At 62.9% G+C, this 21,798-nt stretch carries 14 protein-coding genes; 7 read left to right on the top strand and 7 right to left on the bottom strand.

Annotated features, from left to right (window positions below; translation table 11 throughout):
• Positions 1 to 115: 115 nt before the first annotated feature.
• A complete protein-coding gene (locus AAZU54_RS03100; protein ID WP_186553556.1) occupies positions 116 to 391 on the top strand; it encodes a DUF2790 domain-containing protein in 276 nt (91 codons plus the stop codon).
• A 10-nt stretch (positions 392 to 401) separates the two neighbouring features.
• Positions 402 to 917: a thioredoxin family protein gene (locus AAZU54_RS03095; protein WP_434726536.1), complete on the top strand. Its 516-nt coding sequence runs from the start codon at positions 402 to 404 to the stop codon at positions 915 to 917.
• A gap of 80 nt (positions 918 to 997) precedes the next feature.
• Here the strand turns inward: AAZU54_RS03095 and AAZU54_RS03090 are convergent, their stop codons facing one another.
• The gene (locus AAZU54_RS03090) at positions 998 to 1,846 is read right to left on the bottom strand and encodes a shikimate dehydrogenase (protein ID WP_186553554.1); all 849 of its coding nucleotides are present in this window, start codon (positions 1,844 to 1,846) and stop codon (positions 998 to 1,000) included.
• On the bottom strand, positions 1,843 to 2,292 hold the full coding sequence (aroQ, locus tag AAZU54_RS03085) for a type II 3-dehydroquinate dehydratase (protein WP_186553553.1): 450 nt from the start codon (positions 2,290 to 2,292) through the stop codon (positions 1,843 to 1,845). The genes AAZU54_RS03090 and aroQ overlap by 4 nt, the downstream gene beginning before the upstream one ends.
• Before the next feature lie 298 nt (positions 2,293 to 2,590).
• Here aroQ and AAZU54_RS03080 point away from each other — a divergent pair, with 298 nt between their 5' ends.
• Complete coding sequence (locus tag AAZU54_RS03080) at positions 2,591 to 2,950, top strand: glucose starvation-inducible protein B (protein ID WP_312153274.1); 360 nt, start codon at positions 2,591 to 2,593, stop codon at positions 2,948 to 2,950.
• A gap of 168 nt (positions 2,951 to 3,118) precedes the next feature.
• On the opposite strand, the gene AAZU54_RS03075 is transcribed toward AAZU54_RS03080, so the two are convergent.
• Both AAZU54_RS03075 and AAZU54_RS03070 read right to left on the bottom strand, forming a co-directional pair.
• Entirely contained in the window at positions 3,119 to 3,850 is a 732-nt protein-coding gene (locus tag AAZU54_RS03075) for a Crp/Fnr family transcriptional regulator (protein ID WP_186553552.1), read from the bottom strand.
• A gap of 66 nt (positions 3,851 to 3,916) precedes the next feature.
• Positions 3,917 to 12,526 carry a GH36-type glycosyl hydrolase domain-containing protein gene (locus AAZU54_RS03070; protein WP_434726507.1) on the bottom strand — a complete coding sequence of 2,870 codons (8,610 nt, stop codon included), beginning with the start codon at positions 12,524 to 12,526 and terminating at the stop codon, positions 3,917 to 3,919.
• A gap of 148 nt (positions 12,527 to 12,674) precedes the next feature.
• Here AAZU54_RS03070 and AAZU54_RS03065 point away from each other — a divergent pair, with 148 nt between their 5' ends.
• A complete protein-coding gene (locus tag AAZU54_RS03065; protein WP_434726506.1) occupies positions 12,675 to 13,439 on the top strand; it encodes a sensor histidine kinase in 765 nt (254 codons plus the stop codon).
• Positions 13,440 to 13,690: 251 nt separating this feature from the next.
• On the opposite strand, the gene AAZU54_RS03060 is transcribed toward AAZU54_RS03065, so the two are convergent.
• Positions 13,691 to 13,987 carry a hypothetical protein gene (locus tag AAZU54_RS03060; protein WP_405128973.1) on the bottom strand — a complete coding sequence of 99 codons (297 nt, stop codon included), beginning with the start codon at positions 13,985 to 13,987 and terminating at the stop codon, positions 13,691 to 13,693.
• Positions 13,988 to 14,053: 66 nt separating this feature from the next.
• Positions 14,054 to 15,535: a toxin-antitoxin system YwqK family antitoxin gene (locus tag AAZU54_RS03055; protein ID WP_434726505.1), complete on the bottom strand. Its 1,482-nt coding sequence runs from the start codon at positions 15,533 to 15,535 to the stop codon at positions 14,054 to 14,056.
• A 305-nt stretch (positions 15,536 to 15,840) separates the two neighbouring features.
• On the opposite strand from AAZU54_RS03055, the gene AAZU54_RS03050 reads away from it, so the two are divergent.
• The 3 genes from AAZU54_RS03050 to AAZU54_RS03040 all read left to right on the top strand — a co-directional run bounded on the left by AAZU54_RS03050 (position 15,841) and on the right by AAZU54_RS03040 (position 20,076).
• Positions 15,841 to 16,506, top strand: a complete 666-nt coding sequence (locus tag AAZU54_RS03050; RefSeq protein ID WP_434726504.1) for an ABC transporter ATP-binding protein — start codon at positions 15,841 to 15,843, stop codon at positions 16,504 to 16,506.
• The gene (locus AAZU54_RS03045) at positions 16,506 to 18,959 is read left to right on the top strand and encodes an FtsX-like permease family protein (protein WP_434726503.1); all 2,454 of its coding nucleotides are present in this window, start codon (positions 16,506 to 16,508) and stop codon (positions 18,957 to 18,959) included. Before AAZU54_RS03050 ends, AAZU54_RS03045 begins: the two co-directional genes overlap by 1 nt.
• Before the next feature lie 70 nt (positions 18,960 to 19,029).
• Positions 19,030 to 20,076 carry a lipocalin-like domain-containing protein gene (locus AAZU54_RS03040; protein ID WP_434726502.1) on the top strand — a complete coding sequence of 349 codons (1,047 nt, stop codon included), beginning with the start codon at positions 19,030 to 19,032 and terminating at the stop codon, positions 20,074 to 20,076.
• Between the two features lie 47 nt (positions 20,077 to 20,123).
• Here the strand turns inward: AAZU54_RS03040 and AAZU54_RS03035 are convergent, their stop codons facing one another.
• Positions 20,124 to 21,734 carry a methyl-accepting chemotaxis protein gene (locus AAZU54_RS03035; RefSeq protein WP_405128999.1) on the bottom strand — a complete coding sequence of 537 codons (1,611 nt, stop codon included), beginning with the start codon at positions 21,732 to 21,734 and terminating at the stop codon, positions 20,124 to 20,126.
• Positions 21,735 to 21,798: the final 64 nt, after the last annotated feature.

The following is a 21,798-nucleotide window of genomic DNA, read 5'->3' as shown; positions in this document are numbered from 1 at the left end:
TGCATGCACGTCTCGCGCTTGACCGACACATCCGCGATACCTTGCAGGCGTGAAATGGTTCTCGACTGAAGGGGAAGCACCTCCCCATCAGCAAACCGCATGTAGGAGAGATGCCATGAACTTCAAGACTCTGATTAATGCCAGCTTGGTCGCACTGCTCGGTTTTACGGCCATCAGCGCTCAAGCAAACACCCAGCAGATGGACGATAGCAGCGTGATGCAGTATCGCTATGGTGACCGGCTCGATGTGAAGAAAGTCCTGTCGGTCATGGATGACCAGAGCAATGCCTGCGGGGTAGTCAACACACGTATGGTCTACCTCGACTCTCACGGTCAGCAGCAAACCCTGCAGTACCGCACCTATGCCAGCGGCGGCTGCCATGAAAGTTAATCCAGGCGTGCTGCTCAAAGCCGGTGCGGTGGTGCTGGCCTTGACCGGCCTGGGGCTGGCGGGTCATCTGCTGGCCAAGGACAGCAACGGGGCGATGCCATCGTTGAGTGGCGCCAGCCAATGGCTCAATTCGCCGCCGCTGGATGCACCAGCGCTCAAGGGCAAGGTGGTGCTGGTCGACTTCTGGACCTGGGACTGTATCAACTGCCAGCGCAGCCTGCCCTATGTCAACGACTGGGCCAGGCGCTACGCCGCCCAGGGCTTGGTGGTGATCGGTGTGCACACGCCTGAGTACGACTACGAGCATGATGTCGGCACGTTGCGCGAGAAGCTCGCCAAATTAGGCATCGGCTACCCGGTCGCGGTGGACAACAGCTATCAGGTGTGGAATGCCTGGGGCAACCAGTTCTGGCCGGCGCATTACTTTGTCGACCGGCAAGGTCAGGTACGCCATGCGCATTTCGGCGAAGGCGACTATGCGGGGCAGGAGAAGGTGATACAGGCGTTGCTCGATGAGAAAAACTGACGCTTCAGTTACCGGCCATTCGCGGGACGGTTGCACGCTCGGCAAACCGAGGGCGTGGACCTATCCCGCGACATGGCGCGTCAGGCAAAGCTGGCGAAATGCGCCTGCATCCGGTCGGCATTGGCCACTTGGCCGCTGAACAGCTCAAAGGCTTTCACTGCCTGGAAGACCGCCATGTTGCCGCCGTCCAGGGTACGGCAACCCAGCGCTCGCGCGTGGCGCAGCAGGGCGGTTTCCAGTGGGAAGTAGATGATCTCCGCTACCCACAGCCGCGCATGCAGCAGTTCCACCGGCAGCGGCGTTCCGGGTAGTTTGGCCATGCCCACCGGTGTGGTATTGACCAGCCCATCGGCCATCGCCAGCGCAGTGGGCAGATCTGTACCAAGGCGGGCCCGGCCTGCGCCGAAATGCTGATTGAGGTTATCTACCAGCGCCTGGCCGCGCGCCGCATCAACCTCGAACAGCACCAGATGCTCGACCCCTTCACCCAATAAGGCATGCGCCACAGCAGCCCCAGCGCCGCCAGCACCCATCTGCACCACGTGGGCGCGTGGCACGTCGGGCAAACCACGCCGCAAGCCTTCAGCGAAGCCCAGGCAATCGGTGTTATGGCCGATTCGCTTGCCATCTTTGAGCACCACCGTGTTGACCGCGCCGATACCGCGCGCTTCATCGGACAACTCATCGAGCAGTGGCAAAATCGCCTGCTTGAATGGGTAGGTGATGTTCAGCCCGGTGAAGCCGGTACGCTGCGCGGCATCGAGCAGACCGGGCAGGGCGCTGTCGTCCAGGCCAAGCTGGTCTGCATCGATCAACCGGTACAGGTAACGTAATGACTGCGCATCACCTTCGCGCTCGTGCAGCGCTGGCGTGCGTGAGGCCTGGATACCCCGGCCGATCAAACCGGCAAGAACACTCTGCTGGCTCATGCCGCGCGCTCCCCGAGCAGCTCTGCGAAGTGTGCCAGGGCCAGGCGATAGCCCTGGCTGCCAAGGCCGCAGATCACCCCGACCGCAATCGAGGAGACGAACGAGATATGGCGGAACGGTTCGCGCTTGTGCACGTTGGACAAATGCACTTCGATCACGGGCAGTTCACAGGCCACCAAGGCATCACGAATGGCCACCGAGGTATGGGTCCAGGCACCGGGGTTGATCAGGATGCCATTGCAGCGACCGCGGGCGGCATGGATCCAGTCGATCAGTTCGCCTTCATGATTGGTCTGGCGAAATTCGATTTCCATATCCAGCTGGCGAGCGGTGTCGGCGCAGCCGTTGGCAAGGTCGGCAAGGGTCTCGCGGCCATACTGCTCGGGTTCTCGGGTGCCGAGTAGATTGAGGTTAGGGCCGTTGAGCACGAGGATTCGGGGCGTCATGGCGGGCATCGCTTTGTTGTTGTTGGATGTCTCGATATTTGTACTATCTAGTTAATTCGTCAATCTTGAAAATGCATCTGCTGTTTAAAATGGGCGATTATCGAACCCCCGAAAGGGTTTGAATCATCGGCACATCCTGATGACCTGCGCTCTCGATACTCGCGCGCAAAAGTCCCGGCACCGCGGCATTTGCGGCCTTTCGTCTGCGCACGCAAAGATAAATAGGATTACCCGGATCGACGCCGAGTCTCAGCTGTACACACAGGTTTATCTGTGTTCCTGAACGAGGTACACCATCATGGCTGGTAATCAAGGCAACAAAGGTGGCGACATGGGCAAAGGCGCCCAGGGCAATCAAGGTGACTGGGCCAAGGATCAGGACAAGGCCTCTCAAGCGGGCCGTCAAGGTGGCCAGATGTCCGAAGGGGGTGCGGGTAACGATCCTCAACGTCAGTCGGACATGGGCAAGCAGGGCGGTAAACAGAGCGGTGGCGACTGGTCGAAGGACGCTGACCGTCCAGCTGACGCAGGGCGTCAGGGGGGCCAAGGTTCGGGTGGCGGTATGGCCGATGATCCAAACCAAGGTACTCAACGTGAGCGCGATGCTGGCCAGCAAGGCAATGCTGACCGCAACATGGATAAAGATGAGGAACGTTGATCTTCAGTTCTGCGACCGGGGCCGTTTTGCGTCTCGGTCGCAGAGTGACGTGTTAGCCGCAGGCCCTTTGCCGGGCTAGCTCGTTCCTGCGGGGTAAATATCGGATGCAGTCCATGTATCCGGTAAGGGCCACGCAGGTGCGGGCTATCCCGCCAAGGGGCTTTCACGTCAAGGCGGGTCGGTTATTGCACGCTGCGGCAGATAGGGCAGTAGGCGCTCGGTTTCTTTCCTCACCACCTCGTAGCACTCGCAGCTCAGCGCTTCGAGCCGGGCACGGTCCACTACTTTGATATGGCCGCGGCTGTATTCGATGATGCCCAGACGCTGCAGTTTTCCCGCAGCATCGGTTACTCCTTCACGGCGCACCCCCAGCATGTTGGCAATCAATTCCTGGGTCATGCGTACCTGATCACTCTGCAGGCGATCCAGCGACAGCAGCAACCAGCGGCACAGTTGCTGGTCGATGGAGTGATGACGATTGCACACCGCGGTCTGCGCCATCTGGGTAATCAGTGCCTGGGTATAACGCAACATCAACAGCAGCAGTTCGCCGTGACGGTTGAATTCGTCCTTCAGGCGCTGCCCGGGCAAGCGGTAGGCGTGGCCGGCGCTTTGAACGATCGCGCGGCTGGGCGTGCTTTCTCCACCCATGAACACCGCGATGCCCACCAGGCCTTCGTTACCCACCACAGAAATTTCCGCTGAGGCGCCATTTTCCATCACGTACAACAATGAAACGATCGAGTCTGTGGGAAAGTAGACATGGCGCAGGGCATCGCCCGACTCGTACAGCGACTTGCCCAACGGCAACGTCACGAGCTCAAGATCGCCCTCCAGGCGTTCGAAAGTCGGCGTGGACAGGGCAGCCAGCAGGTGGTTGTGCTGCGGCATGGGGAGCATGATCGGCCACCGTTCAAGGTGCGAAGGTTGGTTGAGCAAGATTAGCCCAACGCAGGTCAGCAGGCATTACAGATCAAGAGGCTGGGTCGATGGCTGGCACTGGACAATCACTTGATGCAGCCCTGCATCATCCACCAAGTGCAGCGTGTTGACGGCCAGCGGCTGGCCATCAAGGCTCAAGCTCAGTTCAGCGCCGCTAACGTTGTTGCGCACCTCGATGCGATAGTCGGTGGCGCCGAAGCGGTAATGCACTGTGTAGCCCGGCCAGTCGGCAGGCAGCAGGGGACGGATGTGCAAGGTATCGCCCGTGCGCTGCAGGCCGAGCAGGCTTTCCACAAGCAAACGGTACATCCAGCCGGCAGAGCCGGTGTACCAACTCCAGCCGCCGCGGCCGGCATGTGGCGCTACCGCGTAGACATCGGCCGCCATGACATACGGCTCGACCTTGTAGGTATCGATCTGTGCAATGCTACCTTGACCCACTGGGTTGATCAGGCGCAGCAGCTCCCAGGCCTTGGCTCTGTCGCGCAACTGGGCAAACGCCATGCTGGCCCAGATGGCGGCGTGGGTATATTGCCCGCCGTTCTCGCGTACCCCAGGCACATAGCCCTTGATATAGCCGGGGTCCAGGCTGCCTTGGTCGAACGGCGGGTCGAGCAACTGCACTAAACCCAGGTCGCGGCGCACCAGCAGTTGATCAACGGCGCGCATGGCAGTGCGCGCACGTTCAGCCGAGGCCACGCCGCTGAGTACTGCCCAGCTTTGTGGCAGCGAATCGATGCGGCACTCCTGATTGGTCGCCGAGCCCAACAGTTGGCCATCATCGAACCAGGCACGGCGATACCAACCGCCATCCCAGGCGTGTGCTTCAAGGTTGCTGCTCAGGGCAGCGGCCTGCTTGGCACAGTGCTCGGCGAAATGCCGGTCACCCTGGCGCTGGGCAATCCGGGCGAAGGCTTGCAGCACATGATGGCCGAAGAAGCCCAACCAGACACTTTCTCCCAGGCCTTGTTCGCCAACCCGGTTCATGCCGTCGTTCCAGTCGCCGCTGCCCATTAGCGGCAAGCCGTGGGCGCCACACTGCAGGGCTTGGCCGAGGGCGCGCTGGCAGTGTTGGTAGAGGCTTTCGACCAAGGCGGATCGAGCCGGCAAGTCGTAATAGGACTCTTCACCGGGGTTGAGCGGGCGGCCCTCGATGTAGCCCACCGCTTCGTCCAGCACGCTGCGGTCGCCCGTCACCTCGACGTAGCGGCTGGTGGCCAGGGGCAGCCACAGCAGGTCATCGGAGCAGCGTGTGCGCACCCCACGTTGCAGCGGTGGGTGCCACCAGTGTTGGACATCGCCTTCGACGTACTGATGGGCCGCGCAGGTCAGCAGGTGCTGGCGCGCAGCGGCGGGGGCGGCCTGCAGCATGGCCATGCTGTCCTGCAATTGGTCGCGAAAGCCGATAGCGCCGCCCGACTGATAAAAGCCGCTGCGCGCCCAGAAGCGGCAGGCGATCACCTGGTACATCAGCCAGCCGTTGACCAGTACATCGAGCGCAGGCTCTGGTGTCTTCACCTGTAACGTGCCCAAGGTCTGGCGCCAATAGGCTTGCACCTTGTCCAGCTCAGCCATGGCGGTGCGCAGGCCGCGGTACTGCAATACCCGCTGGGTGGCAGCGGTTGCGTCCGCCTCTGCGCCGAGGCGAAACACCAGTTCGCGGCTTTCGCCGGCTTGCAGTTCCACGCTGACCTGTAGTGCCGCACAAGGGTCCAGCGCGCCGCCGATGCGCCCTGACAAGCGCGCTTGACGCAGCCCGGCAGGTGCTCGCAGATGGCCGTTGCGGCCGAGAAATTCGCTGCGATCACAGGTGATGCTGAGGTAGGGCAGGTCGCAATCCAGATACGCCACATGCCGGCAAAACTCGATCGAAAACGCATTGCGGGCAAACAGCGCGCCACTGACCGGATCGGTTTCGCTGACCACGTGCATGGCTGACTTGCTGGGCAGATCGCCCAGCACCCATTCGACAAAACAGGTGACGGTAAGCCGCCGCGGCCGGTCGGCGTCGTTATGCAGTTTGAGGTGGGAGAATTTGACCGCGGCATCCAGGCCAACATACACCCACAATTCGCTGCGCAGGTCTTGCTCGACGTACTCGAACACACTGTAGCCAAAGCCATGGCGGGTGCGGTAACTGCCGGGGCCGGGGCTGGGCTGGGGGGTGGCTGACCAGACTTTGCCGCTGTCTTCGTCACGCACGTACAAAGCCTCGCCGCTTGGGTCGCTGACCGGATCGTTGTGCCAAGGCGTAAGCCGGTATTCATGGGCGTTCTCGCGCCAGGTGTAGGCGCTGCCGGATTCCGAGATCACGCTACCCAATTGTGGGTTCGCCAGGATGTTGACCCACGGCGCCGGGGTAGGCCGATCGGGCAATATGGGGATGATGTATTCGCGACCATCGCTGCTGAAACCACCATAGCTATTCGCTAGCAGCAGCGGCGCAGGGTTTGCGCGGCTTGGGCGGCTATCGGGCTGTTGCCTAGGCGCCGAAGTGGCCACCAGATCTGCGGGGGCAGTTGGCGCCCGCCGACGGTGCATCTGTTCTGCCAAGCTGCCATGACTGTCACTGAGTACCAGTCGCGCCACCGACAGCAGCAAGGTGCGGTCTTCATCGCTGAGCTGCTGCGCCGGGCGCACGAAGATCCCCCCCGAGCGTTCGAGCAGGGCCGCCTCGCTGCCGGAGGCGACCACGCCCATGATCAAGTCTTGCAGTTGTTGGCGGTAGCCTGCCTGGTCTTCATTCCAGATCACCAAGTCCAACGCCAGGCCCTTCTGCCGCCAATAGGCGTGGGCGTGGACCATCTGCTTGACCAGCTGGATGTTGGCAGGATCGGCAATCTGTACCAGCACGATCGGCAGGTCCCCGGAGATACCCTGGCCCCACAGCCCAGACTGATTGCGCCGGTTGCTGGCTACTAACGCGCTGTTGGCGCGCAGCGTGGCGTGGGCGTAGATCACCGAGGCGGCCATTTGTTCGAACAGGCGGGCATCGGCCAGCGAGCCGTTGAGCTGGCGCAGCAGCACTTGGCTGTGCGGCCAGGCCAGGTCGAAGACCCGGTCGGCCAAGTGCCGGTCGCGGTACTTGGTGATCAATTGCAGGCAGGCTTCGCGGCTATTGGCGAGCCCTGTGGCGAGGTCGAGAGTGGCGCTTTGGCTGGGCCCCAGGGAAATCCGGCAGCGAATCGCGACGATTGGGTCAAGCACCGCGCCGGCGCTGCCAGACAGCTGCTCGACATCCGCCTGCAAGGCGGCCGGGGCGATCAGCGAGCGGCCACGGCCAATGAAACGGGCGCGGTCGGTTTCATATGAGATCGCTGTAATATCAGCGCCGTGCACCGCCAACACGTGGCACATCCAGGGGACGGCCTCCTGTTGCGAGCGTGGTCGACGGCTACAGACGATGGCCTGCAGCGGGCGGATCAGCTCGGTCTGGACGAACAACTTGCTGAAGGCTGGGTGCAGTGCATCGCTGATCGCCGGCGCCAGCACCACTTCTGCATAGCTGGTCAGCTCCAGGATGCGCCGTACTGACGCATGATTGGTCAGGTGCAGGCGACGCAATTCGAGGTCGTCTTCAGGCGAAACGGCCATTTCGGTATGGCAGTCGAAATCCATTTCGCGCAGGCGAAACTCGGCTCGACCATCGCTGAAGATCGCTTCCTGACTGTGTGGCTTGTGCAGGGTGGGCTGAAACGTCGTGGACCAGAAGCTCTGGGTGTCGACATCTCGCAGGTAGCAGAAGCTGCCCAGGCTATCGTGGCTGATATCTTCGCGCCAACGGGTGACGGCCAGCTCATTGCAGCGGCTGTAGCCACTGCCGGCGGTGTTGACCATGACATGGTAGCGACCGTTGGACAGCAGTTGCACGGCGGGGTAGCGCCGGTTCGGGTCGCTGAATACGCGCAGGCGCGACTCGCTGGCACTACCGGTGTCATCCAGGGCGGGTGCTTGTGAAGTGTGCAGGTACTGCGCAGCGGTTTTCGGCACGCGCTCCTGTAACAGCAGCATGCTGGCCAAAAACTGCGGATCGCTGGCAAAGCGCCGCTGCATGGGCTGGTCCAACAGCAGCGAGGTCAGAGCAAGCAAACTCATGCCCTGGTGGTGGGCCATGAACGAGCGAATCACCACCGCCTCCTGCCCCGGTGGCAGTCGCGCCGGGGTAAAGTCGACCGCCTCGAACAGTCCGAAGCGGCCGGCCAGGCCGGTTTGCGACAGGTGCATCAAGTTGCGGCAAGCGGCCGCCGGCGCCACCATCAGGGCCAGGGCACTGGCGTATGGGGCAACTACCCGCTCTTCGCCCAGCCCACGTTTGAGGCCCAAGCCAGGAACGCCGAAAGCGCGATATTGATAGTTCAGATGGCTATCCAGTGCATTGTAGGCCGACTCCGATACTCCCCAGGGCAGGCCCAACTGCTTGCCGTGATCGATCTGCCGGGTGACCGCCGCCTGGCAGCTCTGGTCGAGCAGGGTGCCTGGGTAGTTGGGCATCACCAGCATGGGCATCAGGTACTCGAACATCGAGCCTGACCAGGACAGCAGCACTGGCACCCCGGCATTGCTGGTCAACAGGCGGCCTAAGGCCAACCAGCTATCTTGGGGGACTTGGCCCTGGGCGATGGCGACGAAATTGGTTAGGCGCATTTCTGAGGCCAGCAGGTCATAGAACCCCGCGTCCGGGCGGTGCTCAGTGGCGTTGTAGCCAATCGTGAACAGGTCGCGTTGGTGGTCGTAGAGAAAGCGCAAATCCATGTTTGCCAAGGCATCGATGCGCCTGGCTAGCTGCCCAGCCTGGGTCATGCGTGCGCGGGCCAGGGCTTTCACGCTGGCCACGCCAGGCTGTTCGGCAACTGGCCAATGGGCGACGGGCAAGTCTGCCAGCTGGCGCCAGCTGCCTGGCCGCGACAACGGCGGGTCATGGCTTTGCGGCAAGGCAACGCATTGCAGCTCGCTCATCACATCAAGGCATTGCGCCTGCAGCGTCGCCAACCAGAAGCTGCAGTCGCTGGCGTCGCCGGTTTCAAGCCTGGCGGCGGCGAATTGGCTGACGCGTTGCAGCAGCTGAGCCTGTTGCGCCGGCGTCGATTGCAGGTGCAACTGCAAGGCTTGCTCGCGCAGCACGTTGACTTCATCCGTCGCGCGGCCAGCGCTGGCCAAGGTGCTGCTGAGCACGTCGAGGGTATCCACCAGGCCTTGGCTCAGACGCCGCTCCAGCAACGGCGCGTCAGCCAAGGCCAATAGGCCTGCACGCAAGGTCAGCAGCAGCCCTGCGAGGTTGCCGCTGTCCACCGTGGAGATATACAGCGGTGCCAGTGGGCGTAAGGTCTGGGTGTCGTACCAGTTGTAGAAGTGACCCTTGTAGCGCTCCAGGCGCTCCATGCTGTCAAGCATCAGTGACAGCCGCTCAAGCAGGCGCCCCGCGCTGAGGTAGCCAAAATCGTGAGCTGCCATGTGCGCAAGCAATGCCATGCCCAGATTGGTCGGTGAAGTGCGGTGAGCGATGCTGGCGTAGGGCGCTTGCTGGATGTTGTCAGGCACCAGCCAGTTGTCTTCGCTGCCGACATGCTGGTCGAAGAACGCCCACGTGCTGCGGGCCAGGCGATGCAGAAATCGTAGCTCATCGGCCGATGGGCTGAACGCACTACGAGTAGGGCTGCGGCTGAGCCACCAGGCCAGCGCCGGGCCAAGCAGCCACAAGCTGAGGATCGGTGTGGCGACCAGCAGCGCCTGTGGGTTCGCCAGCAGGGCGACGGCCAGCAGCACAGCGATGGCCGGAGAGATCCACTGGTCCTGGTAGAGTGCGCGCAGGCTGTTGACGCTGACCCGTGCATCCTCCCGGGAGGGGTTCCATTGCAGCAAGCGGCGTTTGCTGACCAGCAGGCGCCACAGGGTGCGCACGATCGCATCCAGGCTGTAATAGGCTTCGAAGGGCAGCCATGCCAGGCCCAGCACGCAACGTATGAAATGCGCTCGCGAGGCACGCAATGCGGCTTGCAGGTGCTGCCCCAGCGGCACATCGGTAGTTTTGCCCAGCACTTCCAGCAGGGTGTCGAGCAGCGGCCGGGTCAGCAGCAACGCCAGCACCGCCAGGGTCCACAGGGCTGGCGCCGAGGAGGCCAGCCAACCCCACAGCAACACACTGACGAAGGCCGCAGGCTCCAAGCTGCGGCGCAGGTTGTCGGCGATTTTCCAGCGCGACAGTGCACTCAGCGCAGCGCGCCTGGGCCACGGCAGCAGCCAAGGCAACAACTGCCAGTCGCCGCGGATCCAGCGATGGCGGCGTTTGACGTCAGTGCTGTAATGCGGCGGATACTCTTCGTACAGTTGCACATCGCTGAGCAGGCCCGAATGGGCATAGCAGCCTTCGATCAGGTCGTGGCTGAGCACCCGGTTGTCGGCAAAGCAGCCCTCCAGTGCTTGTTCGAAGGCGTCCACGGCATAGATTCCTTTGCCGATGAACGAGCCACTGAGAAACAGGTCCTGATAGACATCGGAAACCGCCTGGGTGTAAGGATCGACACCAGCGTCGCTGCCGAACAATCGGGCATAGGCCGAACGCGACGCGCTGGGCAGGCTGATACCGACCCGGGGCTGCAAGATGGCGTAGCCTGAGCGGATACGCCGGCTGTGGCGCTCGAAACGGGGATGGTTGAGGGGGTGTTGCAGGGTGGCGATGAACTGCCTGGCGGCATTGCGCGGCAGTTGGGTGTCGGTGTCCAGGGTAATCACATAGCGCACGTCGCACAGTTTGGCGATATCGCCGACGATCAGGACAAAGTGTTCGCGCCCCTGGCCGCGCAACAAGGCATTGAGCGCCATCAGCTTGCCACGCTTGCGCTCGTAACCCATCCACAGTCGCTCGCTGGCATTCCACACCCGGGGGCGATGCAGGAGCAGGAAGCGCTCGCTGCCAGTACTGGGATACTTGCGGTTCAAGGCGTCGATGGCTGCACTGGCTGACGCCAGCAGGCCGGCGTCTTCGGGCAAGTTCTGCTGCTGGCCATCGAGAAAGTCCGTCAGCAGCGCAAAGTGCAGGTGCTCGTCGCGATTGGCCAGAAATCGAACTTCCAGGCCCTCGAGCAACTCTTGCACATCGTCTTCATTGGCCAGCAGGCTAGGGATCACCACTAGCGTTCGAGCCTGCGCCGGTATCCCGTCTTTGTAATCCAGTCGCGGCAGGAAGGACGGTTTGACGGTCAGCGTGACCAGCCAGTTGACTAGTCCGATGGCCAGGCGACTGGTCATCAGCAGGATGGGCATGGCCAGCAAGGCCAGCACCCAAGTGGGCCAGCCGTCCTGATCAATGGCCTGCAGGAATACCCAGGCCAACAGCCCTGAGAGCAGCGCCGAGGGCACCAGGTAAAACGCCAGCGGCGCCCGGTGCAGCAGCCGTTGCCAGCGCTCGGCAAGTGCTACCCGGGCAGCGACGCGCTGTTCCAACAGCGCACGCCCAGGACCGAGTAGATAGAAACCGACATGATCGGTTGGATCGTCGGCGCTGGCGTCTGGCACATGCGACAGGTCGATGGCCGTCTGCGCCACAGCTGCTTCGCTGGAGGAGCTATGGCGGGCGAGCTGCTCGATGACATGTCGGTAATGGTCCCGGCTGGCAAAGTCCATGGCGCTGTACACTGCGGCGCGATCCTGGCTGAGAATGCGTTCAACCAGGCTTAGTTGCTCGACGAACGCCCGCCAGTCAGTGGTCGACAGCAAGCGCAGGCTGCCGATACTGTTGCTGATCGAGACCTGATCCATGGCTTGCTGTTGGGCATCGAGTTGTACCTGGCGCTCGATGCTCAATGCCGACTCGCTGAGCATCTGTTCAATCCAGGCCAGCGGCTGGGTCAGGGTGGCGCTCTGCCCATGCAGACGCCTGGCTAACTCGGCGACAAACGCTGCGCTCAACACCGGCCCGGATCGAACCATGTCGGCTACCACCAGCACCACACTCTTGGTGTCGCGCTCAGCCATCTCGCTGAGGCGATCAGCCCAGCTGTTGGCCAGGTCACGGTCGGCCCAATTGGCCATGACCCTGGCTGCGACCCTGCGCAGATTCTCGATCAGTGCCAGGCGCAGCATGATCGGGATTGCCCACAGCTCACCCAGGGTCAAGGGCGTGATGGTCTGATAAGCCTCGACAAAGCCGCTCAGGCTTTCCTTGTCGAACCGGCCATCACCGTGGGAGATGGTTTGCAGGGCAATGTCATAGACCCGCGGTAGACCGCTGGATGCACCGTTATCCAGACGCGGTAGCTGGCGGCTGTAGCCGGGTGGCAGGTGGCTTTTGGCTATGCGGATGTGCGCTTCGACCAGGTAGAAATTGTCCAGCAGCCACTGCGCGGCCGGCATGTCCCGCCGTGACGCCGGCAATGTGCTGGCCAGCGCGGCGCAACTGCTGGAGAGGGTTCGCTCGTTGTCACTCAGGCGCACAAGCAAGGCATCATCGGCCGGCAATTGGCTCACACGGTGCTGCTTGGCCAGGACGCAGCCGTGGTCGGCCATCTGCTCGGCGCTAAACAGCTCCGAGCGCAGCAGACTTTCAGAGCTGAACACGCGAGGCACCGCGCGCCAACGCTGCAAGGCGAACGGCATGCGCTGGAGCAGACGGGTTGCGCGAAGCCAGGGATTAGCCATGGAGTCCTTGCTGACACAGGTTCAATCGCTCGTGGCCATTGTGCTGCTGAGCTCCTGCGGGGTCTGTTCGGTAGCGAACAGACCCGCATGCTTATAGCGCTCAACCTAGAGCTGTACTCACTGGCCACTGTTGGCCGCGGAGCTGCTCATGGTCGTTTCACGCCAAGTGCCCTGCGTTATCGATGCCGGGTTGCTATCCAGCGAGCGCGCCGTGCAGGACAAGCACGCCGATGCTGCTCAGCGCGCCTTGCTGGCCGAACAGATGTTGGGCATCGTCGCTCATGATCTGCGTAATCCACTGCTGGCGATCAAGATGGCCACCGAGATTCTGGCGCGTCAGCCGCAGGACGCGCGCACGTGCCAATTACTCGAGCACATCACTCACTCGGCCGAGCGCGCCGAGCGGCTTGTGGCCGATTTGCTGGATTATCGGCAGGTTCGAGTTGGCCGAGGCATTGTGATCCAGCCCGTAGTAGCGGACTTGCAACTGGCTGTGGCGCACTGCGTGGATGAACTGAGGTTGGCGTATCCCCACGCCAATCTGCTGCACCTGTGCTTGGGCCAGGGGCGGGTGGCATTCGATCCTGATCGGTTCTGTCAGTTGATCGGCAATCTGGTTTCCAATGCCTTGGCTTATGGCAACTCGCAAGCACCGGTGACAGTCACTTCGCAGGTCGGTGTCGACAGGGCCAGTATCGTCGTGCACAACCAGGGCACGCCCATTGTGCAAGAACACCTCAATGACCTGTTCGAACCCATGATCCGTGGGCACGGCTGCAACCTGGCACAGCGCAGTGTCGGGCTTGGCCTGTTCATCGTTCGGCAGATAGCCAGGGCTCATCAGGGCGAGGTGACGGTGCAGTCTTCTTGGCGTGACGGGACTGCCTTCACTTTCAGCTTTCCACGTTGCTGACGCCGCTCAATGGATGAATCGGACTTTCCTGATTGCCCTTGGCGCGGTGAGGCAACATCCTCCATCGCCTGTCAGCCGATACCGCGGGTCTTCAAGCCTGCGGCATCCCAGGCAGCACTCTACAGTTATCTAAACACCTGGTTGTTTCAATGGTAGCTGCGTGCGGGTGGCCCTCCGGCCAGCCGGGTAACTGACCTCATAGCCCGGTCTAGCAGGCTCGTACGTAGCCGCCGCCTATCCTCAGCGCTGCATCATTTGCACTTGGCCATCACCACCTGGCAAGTGCGTGGCTCGCCGCCTGAGCGACCGGCATAGCGGATGCAGCTGTCCATGGACTTTTTCCGCGCCATGCTCAAGGTATCACCGAAGGCAAGGCCACCTTCACCGCTGGTGGGCACTGCCTTGGCGAAGCAACTAGAGCCGACGTTGGCAGTGGCATACCGGGTGGCTGTGTGCTTGCTCGAGCAGCCAGCACTGAGCGCCAGGCTGCCCAGTAGCACGGGCGCGAGCCACCATGACAAGCGAGACAATGTTGCAGAGCGGGTCATGGTGGGTTCCTGTCTGAGCGCCAAGAGGCGCAGCGGGTGATGGTTTCTTCAGTCTAGCCCCATTGCTTACAGGCAGTCCTGCTCGAACTCCTCGAGCATGTCGGCGCGAATCAAGGCATCCGGGTCTTCAGCGTGTACAGCATCTACCTTGCGTTGTACGCAGCTGTCCTGATCATTGCTGGCGGCAGCGACAGGCGCGGCAGCGGCTTGGGCGCTGGCGGGTACGTTGCTGGCCTGCATCGGCTGGCCAGGGGCGGGGATATCCACCAACTGCTCGTAGCGGGTGGCGAAACCTGCGTTGTAGCGACTCGGCTTACTGAAATCAGGGTCGGCTTGGACCGGGCTCCCCCAAAACTCGTTGCCGTCGAACAGACCCATCTTGCCAGGGTATTGATTGCGCTGATCGGGCGGCAGGCTCACCAGGATCTGATTGACTGAGCCTGCGTTCCAGAAGATCACTGCCTGCAGTTCGCCGTTATCACTGAACAGGCGCTCCTGGCCATGTTTGAGTACGTCCTGTTGCGTTGGCTCGTAACTGTCGCGACCAATGCCCTGGAACTGGCTTTCCTGGCGCCCGCCCACCCACACCGTGGCAGTTGCGCTAAGCAGCTGGCCATTGCGCCATTGCAGTTGGCGAATCAGATTGCCTTGGTCATCCCAGTATTGCTCCTCGCCATCATTGCTCAGATCGCTGGCGATGAAGCGGTTGACGTCTTCCTTGAGTGCCACCCGGCTGACGTGATGGACATGCTGGCCGCTGTAGTTGTATTCATCGACGGTGCGAGTACGCAGCTTGTCATGCTCGAATACGCTCAACTCCGTGACGTTGCCGCGTGCGTCGATGCGCTTCTGCACGCCGTGCATTACACCATTGTCGTAGTTTTCTTCACGGGCCACGTAGAAGCGACTGCCGTCGATGCTGTATTCCTTCTGCGGCCCGTGCTGCTTGCCGTCCAGGTAGGTACGGTGCTGGGTGCCACGGTTGTCGAAACCGCTTTGCAGGCCGTTGTCCCATTCCAGCTCGGCGATCAGTTGGTCCCCCTGGTTGTCCCAGGCGCGCTCGCGGCCCTGTTTCTTGCCTGCGCTGTAGTGCACCTCGAGCACGCGCTCGCCGTTCTGCGGGTTGAACTGCTCTTGTACGCCGTCCTGCAGGCCGTTTTTCCAGTGGCCGACGGCAGTTTTCTTGCCGGTCTTGGCATCGAACTTCTCTTCTTTGCCGTCGCGCTTTCCTGCTTTGAACTCGCCGCTGGCGATCAAGGTGCCGGCGTTGTCCGAGCAGCGCATTTCGCCGTCAGGCAAACCCTTCTTGAAATCGGCTGCACAGGTGCCGACATTGAACAACCCCAGTACCGAGATCGGGTAGTTGAGTACCCGTCCAGTAAACGGATCTTCGGCGTGGATCTTGTACAGCAGACCCTGTATTTCATGGGTCTGACGGGCATCGATCTCTTCGCTGAAGCATCCGGCGAGGTTGAGGCAGGCCAGGGTGATCGCACTCAGTGCGAGGCAGCGGCGGGCGTTGGAAGACACCAGAATCTCCTTATTCACGGGCCGGCACCTGCCGGTCTAGAAAGCGTGAAGAACGCGCAGTGTAGGCAAATGAGCGCAGTGATTCCAATTTGATATTGCCAGCTGCCGAGGCCGCCGCTGCAGCGCGGGGCTGCGGCCCACCTTGGGCGTGCAAAGGTTGGCAGGGCTGCTATGCCTATTGGTTGAAGCATTCGTGGTGAGCGTGCTCAGCCGGACTGAACCACGTGCGCAGCAGGCATCCACGTGCGGCCTCCGTCACCCCGCAGATGGGGTGCTGGCCCGGTGCCGATCCTCCTCCTGCCTTGCCAAAGGAATTGCCATAGATGCTGGTTGTCGCGCAGCTCCGCAAGTCGTTCAGCACTACCCAAGGCGAGTTGGCGGTGCTCCAGGGTGTCGATTTGCGCCTGGCACATGGCAGCAGCCTGGCCCTGATGGGAGAGTCGGGCAGCGGCAAAAGCACCTTGCTGCATCTGGTCGCCGGCCTTGATCGCGCTGACAGCGGCCAGATCCTGATTGACGGTGAACCGCTCGCGGGGCGCTCCGAGGCGGCCATGGCCCGTTGGCGGCGTGAGGGGATCGGGCTGGTGTTTCAACAGTACAACCTGATCAGCAGCCTGGATGTGGCCGCCAATCTTGCCTTCCAAGCGCGCCTGGCCGGGCGCCATGATGGCGCTTGGGCGGGGTATCTGGCCGAGCGCCTGGGGCTGCTTGAAGTGTTGCAACGCTATCCGGAACAGCTGTCGGGTGGCCAGCAGCAGCGGGTTGCGATCGGTCGGGCACTGGCGGCACGCCCGGCGCTGGTGTTAGCCGACGAACCCACCGGCAGCCTGGATGAGGCCAGCAGTGACCAAGTGCTGCGGTTGATGCTGCAACTGGTCAGCGAGGCGGGCAGCAGTTTGCTGATGGTGACCCATAGCCAGCGCCTGGCCGAACAGCTGCAACAGCGCTGTGTGCTTCACGCCGGCCGGGTCCAGGTCGGCCAAGGATAATGGGCAGCTTGGCGATTGCCCTGCAGGCACTGCTCAGCCACTGGCGACGGCATTGGTTGCAGTGTTTCAGCATCTTGACCGGACTATGGCTGGCCACGGCGCTGTGGACCGGCGTGCAGGCGCTCAATAGCCAGGCACGTGCCGATTATGCCCGTGCCAGCGCCGTATTGGCCGGGCCTGCGCAGGCACAGCTGGTGCCGCGTAGGGGCGAGCGTCTTGAACAGTCCCTCTACGTGCAACTGAGGCAGTTAGGTTGGCAGGTTACGCCAGTGCTGGAAGGGCGCTTGCGCCTGGCGGCTGACATGCCCCTGAGCGTTCGCCTGATCGGGATCGAACCGTTGAGCTTGCCTGCTGCGACGGTGGTTGCCGGCGTCCAGGCCGAGGCATTCGACCTCGCGGCGTTCATCGATCAACCAGGGCAAGCCTGGGTGAGCCCCGATACCCTGCGTCAACTGGGTATGCAGGCTGGGCAGCAAGCGCAGACCCGCGATGGCCGGCGGTTACCGCCATTCGTCCTTAAGCCGGAGCTGGCCCCGGGCGTGGTGATCGTCGACATTGGCCACGCTCAAACGCTGCTGCAAGCGCCAGGACAGCTGTCACGCTTGCTGTTAAGCACTGCCCCGGCGCCTTTACCCCCAGCAATCGCTGATCAGGTGACGCTGCAAGCGGCCAGCGACGATGGCGACCTGCAGCGTCTTACCGACAGCTTCCACCTCAACCTCACCGCCCTTGGCCTGCTGGCTTTCGTGGTCGGACTGTTCATCGCCCATGCTGCTATCGGCTTGGCCCTGGAGCAGCGCCGGAGTTTGATCCGTACCCTGCGGGCGTGTGGCATCAGCCTGCGCACCGTGCTGACCGGGTTGGCTTTGGAGCTGGGCGGGTTTGCAGTGCTTGGCGGGCTGGCCGGGGTGGTCAGTGGCTACCTGTTGGCCGGGCTGCTGCTGCCCGACTTTGCTGCCAGCGTGCGCGGCTTGTATGGCGCGCAAGTGGCCGGACAGCTGAACCTGTCGCCGCAGTGGTGGTTGGCAGGTGTTGCAGTAAGCGTGCTGGGGGCGCTACTGGCGGGGGTTGGCAGTGTGCTGCGCGCCGCTCGCTTGCCGCTGTTGGCCTTGGCACAACCCCAGGCCTGGCGTCTGGCACAACGAGCAGGGTTGCGGCGACAGGCCATTGTTGCGGGGTTTTTGGGTGTGCTTGCGTTGGGCTGCTGGCAATGGGGCAACAGCCTGCCCAGCGCCTTTGCGCTGCTGGCCGCATTACTGCTGGCCGCCGCGCTGTTGTTACCGGCCCTGCTGGAAGCGGCGCTCGGCGCCTTGGCGCGGGTCTGCCGACGACCGTTGCCGCAGTGGTTCATCGCTGACAGCCGCCAGCAACTGCCGGCATTGAGCTTGGCCCTGATGGCGTTGTTGCTGGCCCTGGCTGCCAGCGTGGGTGTCGGCAGCATGACTGAAGGCTTTCGCCGAACCTTTACCGGCTGGCTGGATCAGCGGCTGTCGGCGGACCTCTACCTGACCCCCCGCGACACCGCGCAAGCGCTGCAGATCAGCGCCTGGCTGGCGCAGCAGCCAGCGGTCAGCGCGGTGTTACCCAGCTGGCGCCTGGAGTGGCGGCTGGGGCAGTGGCCGGCCCAGTTTCAAGGGATCATCGATCATGGCTACTACCGCACGCACTGGCCATTGTTGGCGCAAAGCCCACAAGCCTGGGAGCAGCTGGCGCAGGGCGCGGCGGTGATGCTGAGCGAGCAACTGGCGCGGCGCCTGGGGCTGGGGCTGGGCGATCGCTTGCCATTGCCCGGCCAGACCCTGACGGTAGTCGGCATCTACGCTGACTATGGCAATCCCAAGGGGCATGTGTTGATCAACGCCGATGCGTTACGCAAGCACTGGCCGCAGGCGACGCTTGGCAGCCTTGGCGTGAGTGTGACGCCTGAGCAGCTCACGCCGCTCAAGCACGCCTTGCAACAGCGTTTCGCCCTGGACGATAGCCGGGTGGTCGAGCAGGCCAGCTTGAAAGCGTGGTCGACTGAAATCTTCACCCGCACCTTTGCCGCCACCGCTGCGCTCAATAGCCTGACGCTGGGGGTGGCAGGCGTGGCGTTGTTCATCAGCCTGCTGACGTTGGGTCAGACCCGCCTCAGCCAGTTGGCACCGCTCTGGGCATTGGGCGTGTCGCGCGGGCGGCTGGTCTGGCTGTCGCTGGGGCAGACCTTGCTGCTCAGCAGCGTGACCGTGCTGCTGGCAATGCCCCTGGGGCTGCTGCTTGCCTGGTGCCTGGTGGCGGTGGTCAACGTGCAGGCATTTGGCTGGCGGCTGCCGTTGCATGTGTTCCCAGGGCAGTTGCTGCAGCTGGCCATGCTAGGTGTGCTGACCAGTTTCCTGGCCAGTGCCTGGCCGCTCTGGCAGCTCGCCCGTCGCCAGCCGAGTGACCTGTTGAGGCAGTTTGCCAATGAAGGCTAGGACGTGGACGAGAAGTCGCCGACTGGCGATCAGGCAAGGGGAAAACAGCCGAGCAAGCACAGGCGCCTGGTTGTTGCTCGGCAGCTTGCTGCTCGGCGGCTGCGAGCCGCCTGCGCCTGAGCCCAAGAGTTTTGCTGGCCTGGGCCAACAGGCGGGCGCCTATCGACCAGTGACGCCCAACCCAGAGCTGGTGTTCCCGCGCGACCATGGCGCACACGACGGCTTTCGCATCGAGTGGTGGTACATCACGGCCAACCTGCAAGATGCCCAGGGCCGCGATTGGGGGGCGCAGTGGACGCTGTTTCGCTCGGCACTGCGCCCTGGCCCGGAAACCGCCAACTGGGTCAGCCCCAACCTGTGGATGGGCCACGCCGCGTTGACCGGCCCCGGCAGCCATCAGGTCAGCGAGACCTTGGCGCGTGGCGGCGTTGGGCAGGCCGGCGTCCAGGCGCAGCCGTTTCGCGCCTGGATCGATGATTGGTCGTTGCAGGGCACCGACGGCATCGACCAGCTCGATATGCGCGCCAGCGGCAAGGGCTTTCGCTACCAACTGAAACTGGTCAGTGGCGGGCCGTTGGTGCTGCATGGGGTAAAAGGCTACAGCGAGAAGTCGGGCAAAGGCCAGGCGTCCTACTACTACAGCCAGCCCTTTTACCGGGTCAGTGGTGAGGTTGAGCGTGAGGGGCAACGGGTTGTCGTCACCGGCCAGGCGTGGTTGGACCGGGAGTGGAGCAGCCAGCCGCTGGCGCCTGGGCAGTCGGGCTGGGACTGGTTCTCGCTGCACCTGGCCAACGGCGCCAAGCTGATGCTGTTCCAGGTCCGCGAAGCGCAGGGCCAACCCTATCGAGCCGGGACCTGGATCAGCGCCCAAGGCGAGGCGCAGCCCTTGCTTGGCGAGCAGATCGAGCTCCAACCGTTGGCATTCACCCTGCAGGACAATGGCAAGCGCCTGCCGACCCGTTGGCGCATACGCTTACCTGCTCAGGGGTTGGATGTGCAGGTGGAGGCGTTGCACAGCAAGGCTTGGATGACCACCCGCTTCCCGTACTGGGAAGGGCCAGTACGGGTGAGTGGGGGTGTGCAGGGCAAGGGATATCTGGAGATGACCGGATATTGATCAGGTGCGGGTCGAAGATCTGCGCACTATCATTCGCCCCAGCCGTTTCAGACCTTGAACTGTGCCACCATCCCGTTCAGATCCACTGCCAGGCGCGACAAATCCTGTGCTGCGGCGCTGGTCTGGTTAGCCCCGGCAGAGGTCTGCATGGCCAGGTCGCGGATGTTCACCAGATTGCGATCGACCTCCCGCGCCACCTGCGCCTGCTCTTCCGAGGCACTGGCAATCACCAGATTGCGCTGGTTGATCGAGGCGATCGCCTCGGCAATCACTTCCAACGCCTGGCCAGCCGACTGCGCCACCTCCAGCGTGCCGTTGGCCCGGCCGCGGCTGTTGTGCATGGCGTTGACCGCCCGCTCGGTGCCGTTCTGGATGCCGGCGATCATCTGCTCGATCTCGGCGGTGGACTGTTGAGTGCGATGGGCCAGCGCGCGCACCTCGTCGGCGACCACGGCAAAACCACGGCCGGCCTCACCGGCACGCGCCGCTTCGATCGCCGCGTTGAGCGCCAGCAGGTTGGTCTGCCCGGCAATCGAGCCGATTACATCCAGCACCCGGCTGATCTCGTTGGCGTTGTTGGCCAGCAGTTCGATCTCCTCGGAGGTGCCGCTGACATCATCGACCAGTAGCTGAATCGAACTGAGCGCCTGATTGACCTGGTCGCGACCGTCACGGGTGGTCTGGTCAGCGCCTTTGGAGGCGTCGGCGGTGCTCACCGCGTTGTTGGCCACTTCCTCGACCGCCGCCGTCATCTGGTTGACGGCGGTGGCCGCCTGGTCGATCTCCGCGCTCTGCTGATGCAGGCCGCGGCTGGTGTCTTCGGTGACGGTGTGCAGCTCTTCGGAGGCCGAGGCCAGTTGGTCGGAAGAGGCGGAGATCTTGCGCAGCGTGTCGCGCAGGCTGTCTTGCATCCGGCTCAGGGCGCCGAGCAACAGCGCCGGCTCATCGCGTCCGCGCAGTTGAATGTCCTGGGTCAGGTCACCGGTGGCCACCCGTTCGGCGACTGCCACGGCCGCGGCCAACGGCACGACGATGCTGCGGGTGAGCAGGGTGGCAATGGCTGCCAGGGCGATGACGATGATCAGCAGCGAGACGATGATGACCGTGAAGGCTTCATCGGCCACATCACTGCTGCGCTGCGATGCAATCTCGGCGCCTTTGCCGTTGTAAGCGATCAGCGCGTTCATGGCCTTCATCATCGCATCGGCGTGTTGCGTCAGCGGGCCACTGATCTGCGCCTTGGCTTGGCTGAGGTCACCGGCAGACAGCGCTTGCAGTACCTGCATTTGCTGATCGATGTAGTGCTGGTGGGCGCTATTGAAGGTGTCGAACAGGGCGCGGTCATCGGCAGCGATAATGGTGTCTTCGTACTCCTTCAGGCTGCCTTGCAGTTGCTCGTTGATCCCGTCGAGCAGGGCCAGGCTGCGCTGGCGTTCGTTGGCGTCATCATCCAGTGCGGCGCGCAGGGTGACCGCGCGGGCGCGGCCAAGGTTGGTGCTGATATCGCTCAGGGCGATGACGGCAGGCATCCAGGTGACGCGGATCTCGTCGGTAGCCTTGTCCATCTGGCGGGTTTCGTACAGCGAGAGAAGGCCCATGATCAGGACCAGGGCCGCCAACAGCGTGAATACGCTGGCTGCCCGATTGCCGATCTTCATATTCCGTAACATGGAATGCTCCTTGACGTTGGCGTGCAGGCGTCAAGAGCATGGGGCAGAGCCG

It is taken from the genome of Pseudomonas sp. Je.1.5.c (assembly GCF_051129895.1).
GTDB lineage: Bacteria > Pseudomonadota > Gammaproteobacteria > Pseudomonadales > Pseudomonadaceae > Aquipseudomonas > Aquipseudomonas urmiensis.
Note: the sequence above shows the minus strand (reverse complement) of the source record. Positions and strands in the feature narration are given on the sequence as shown.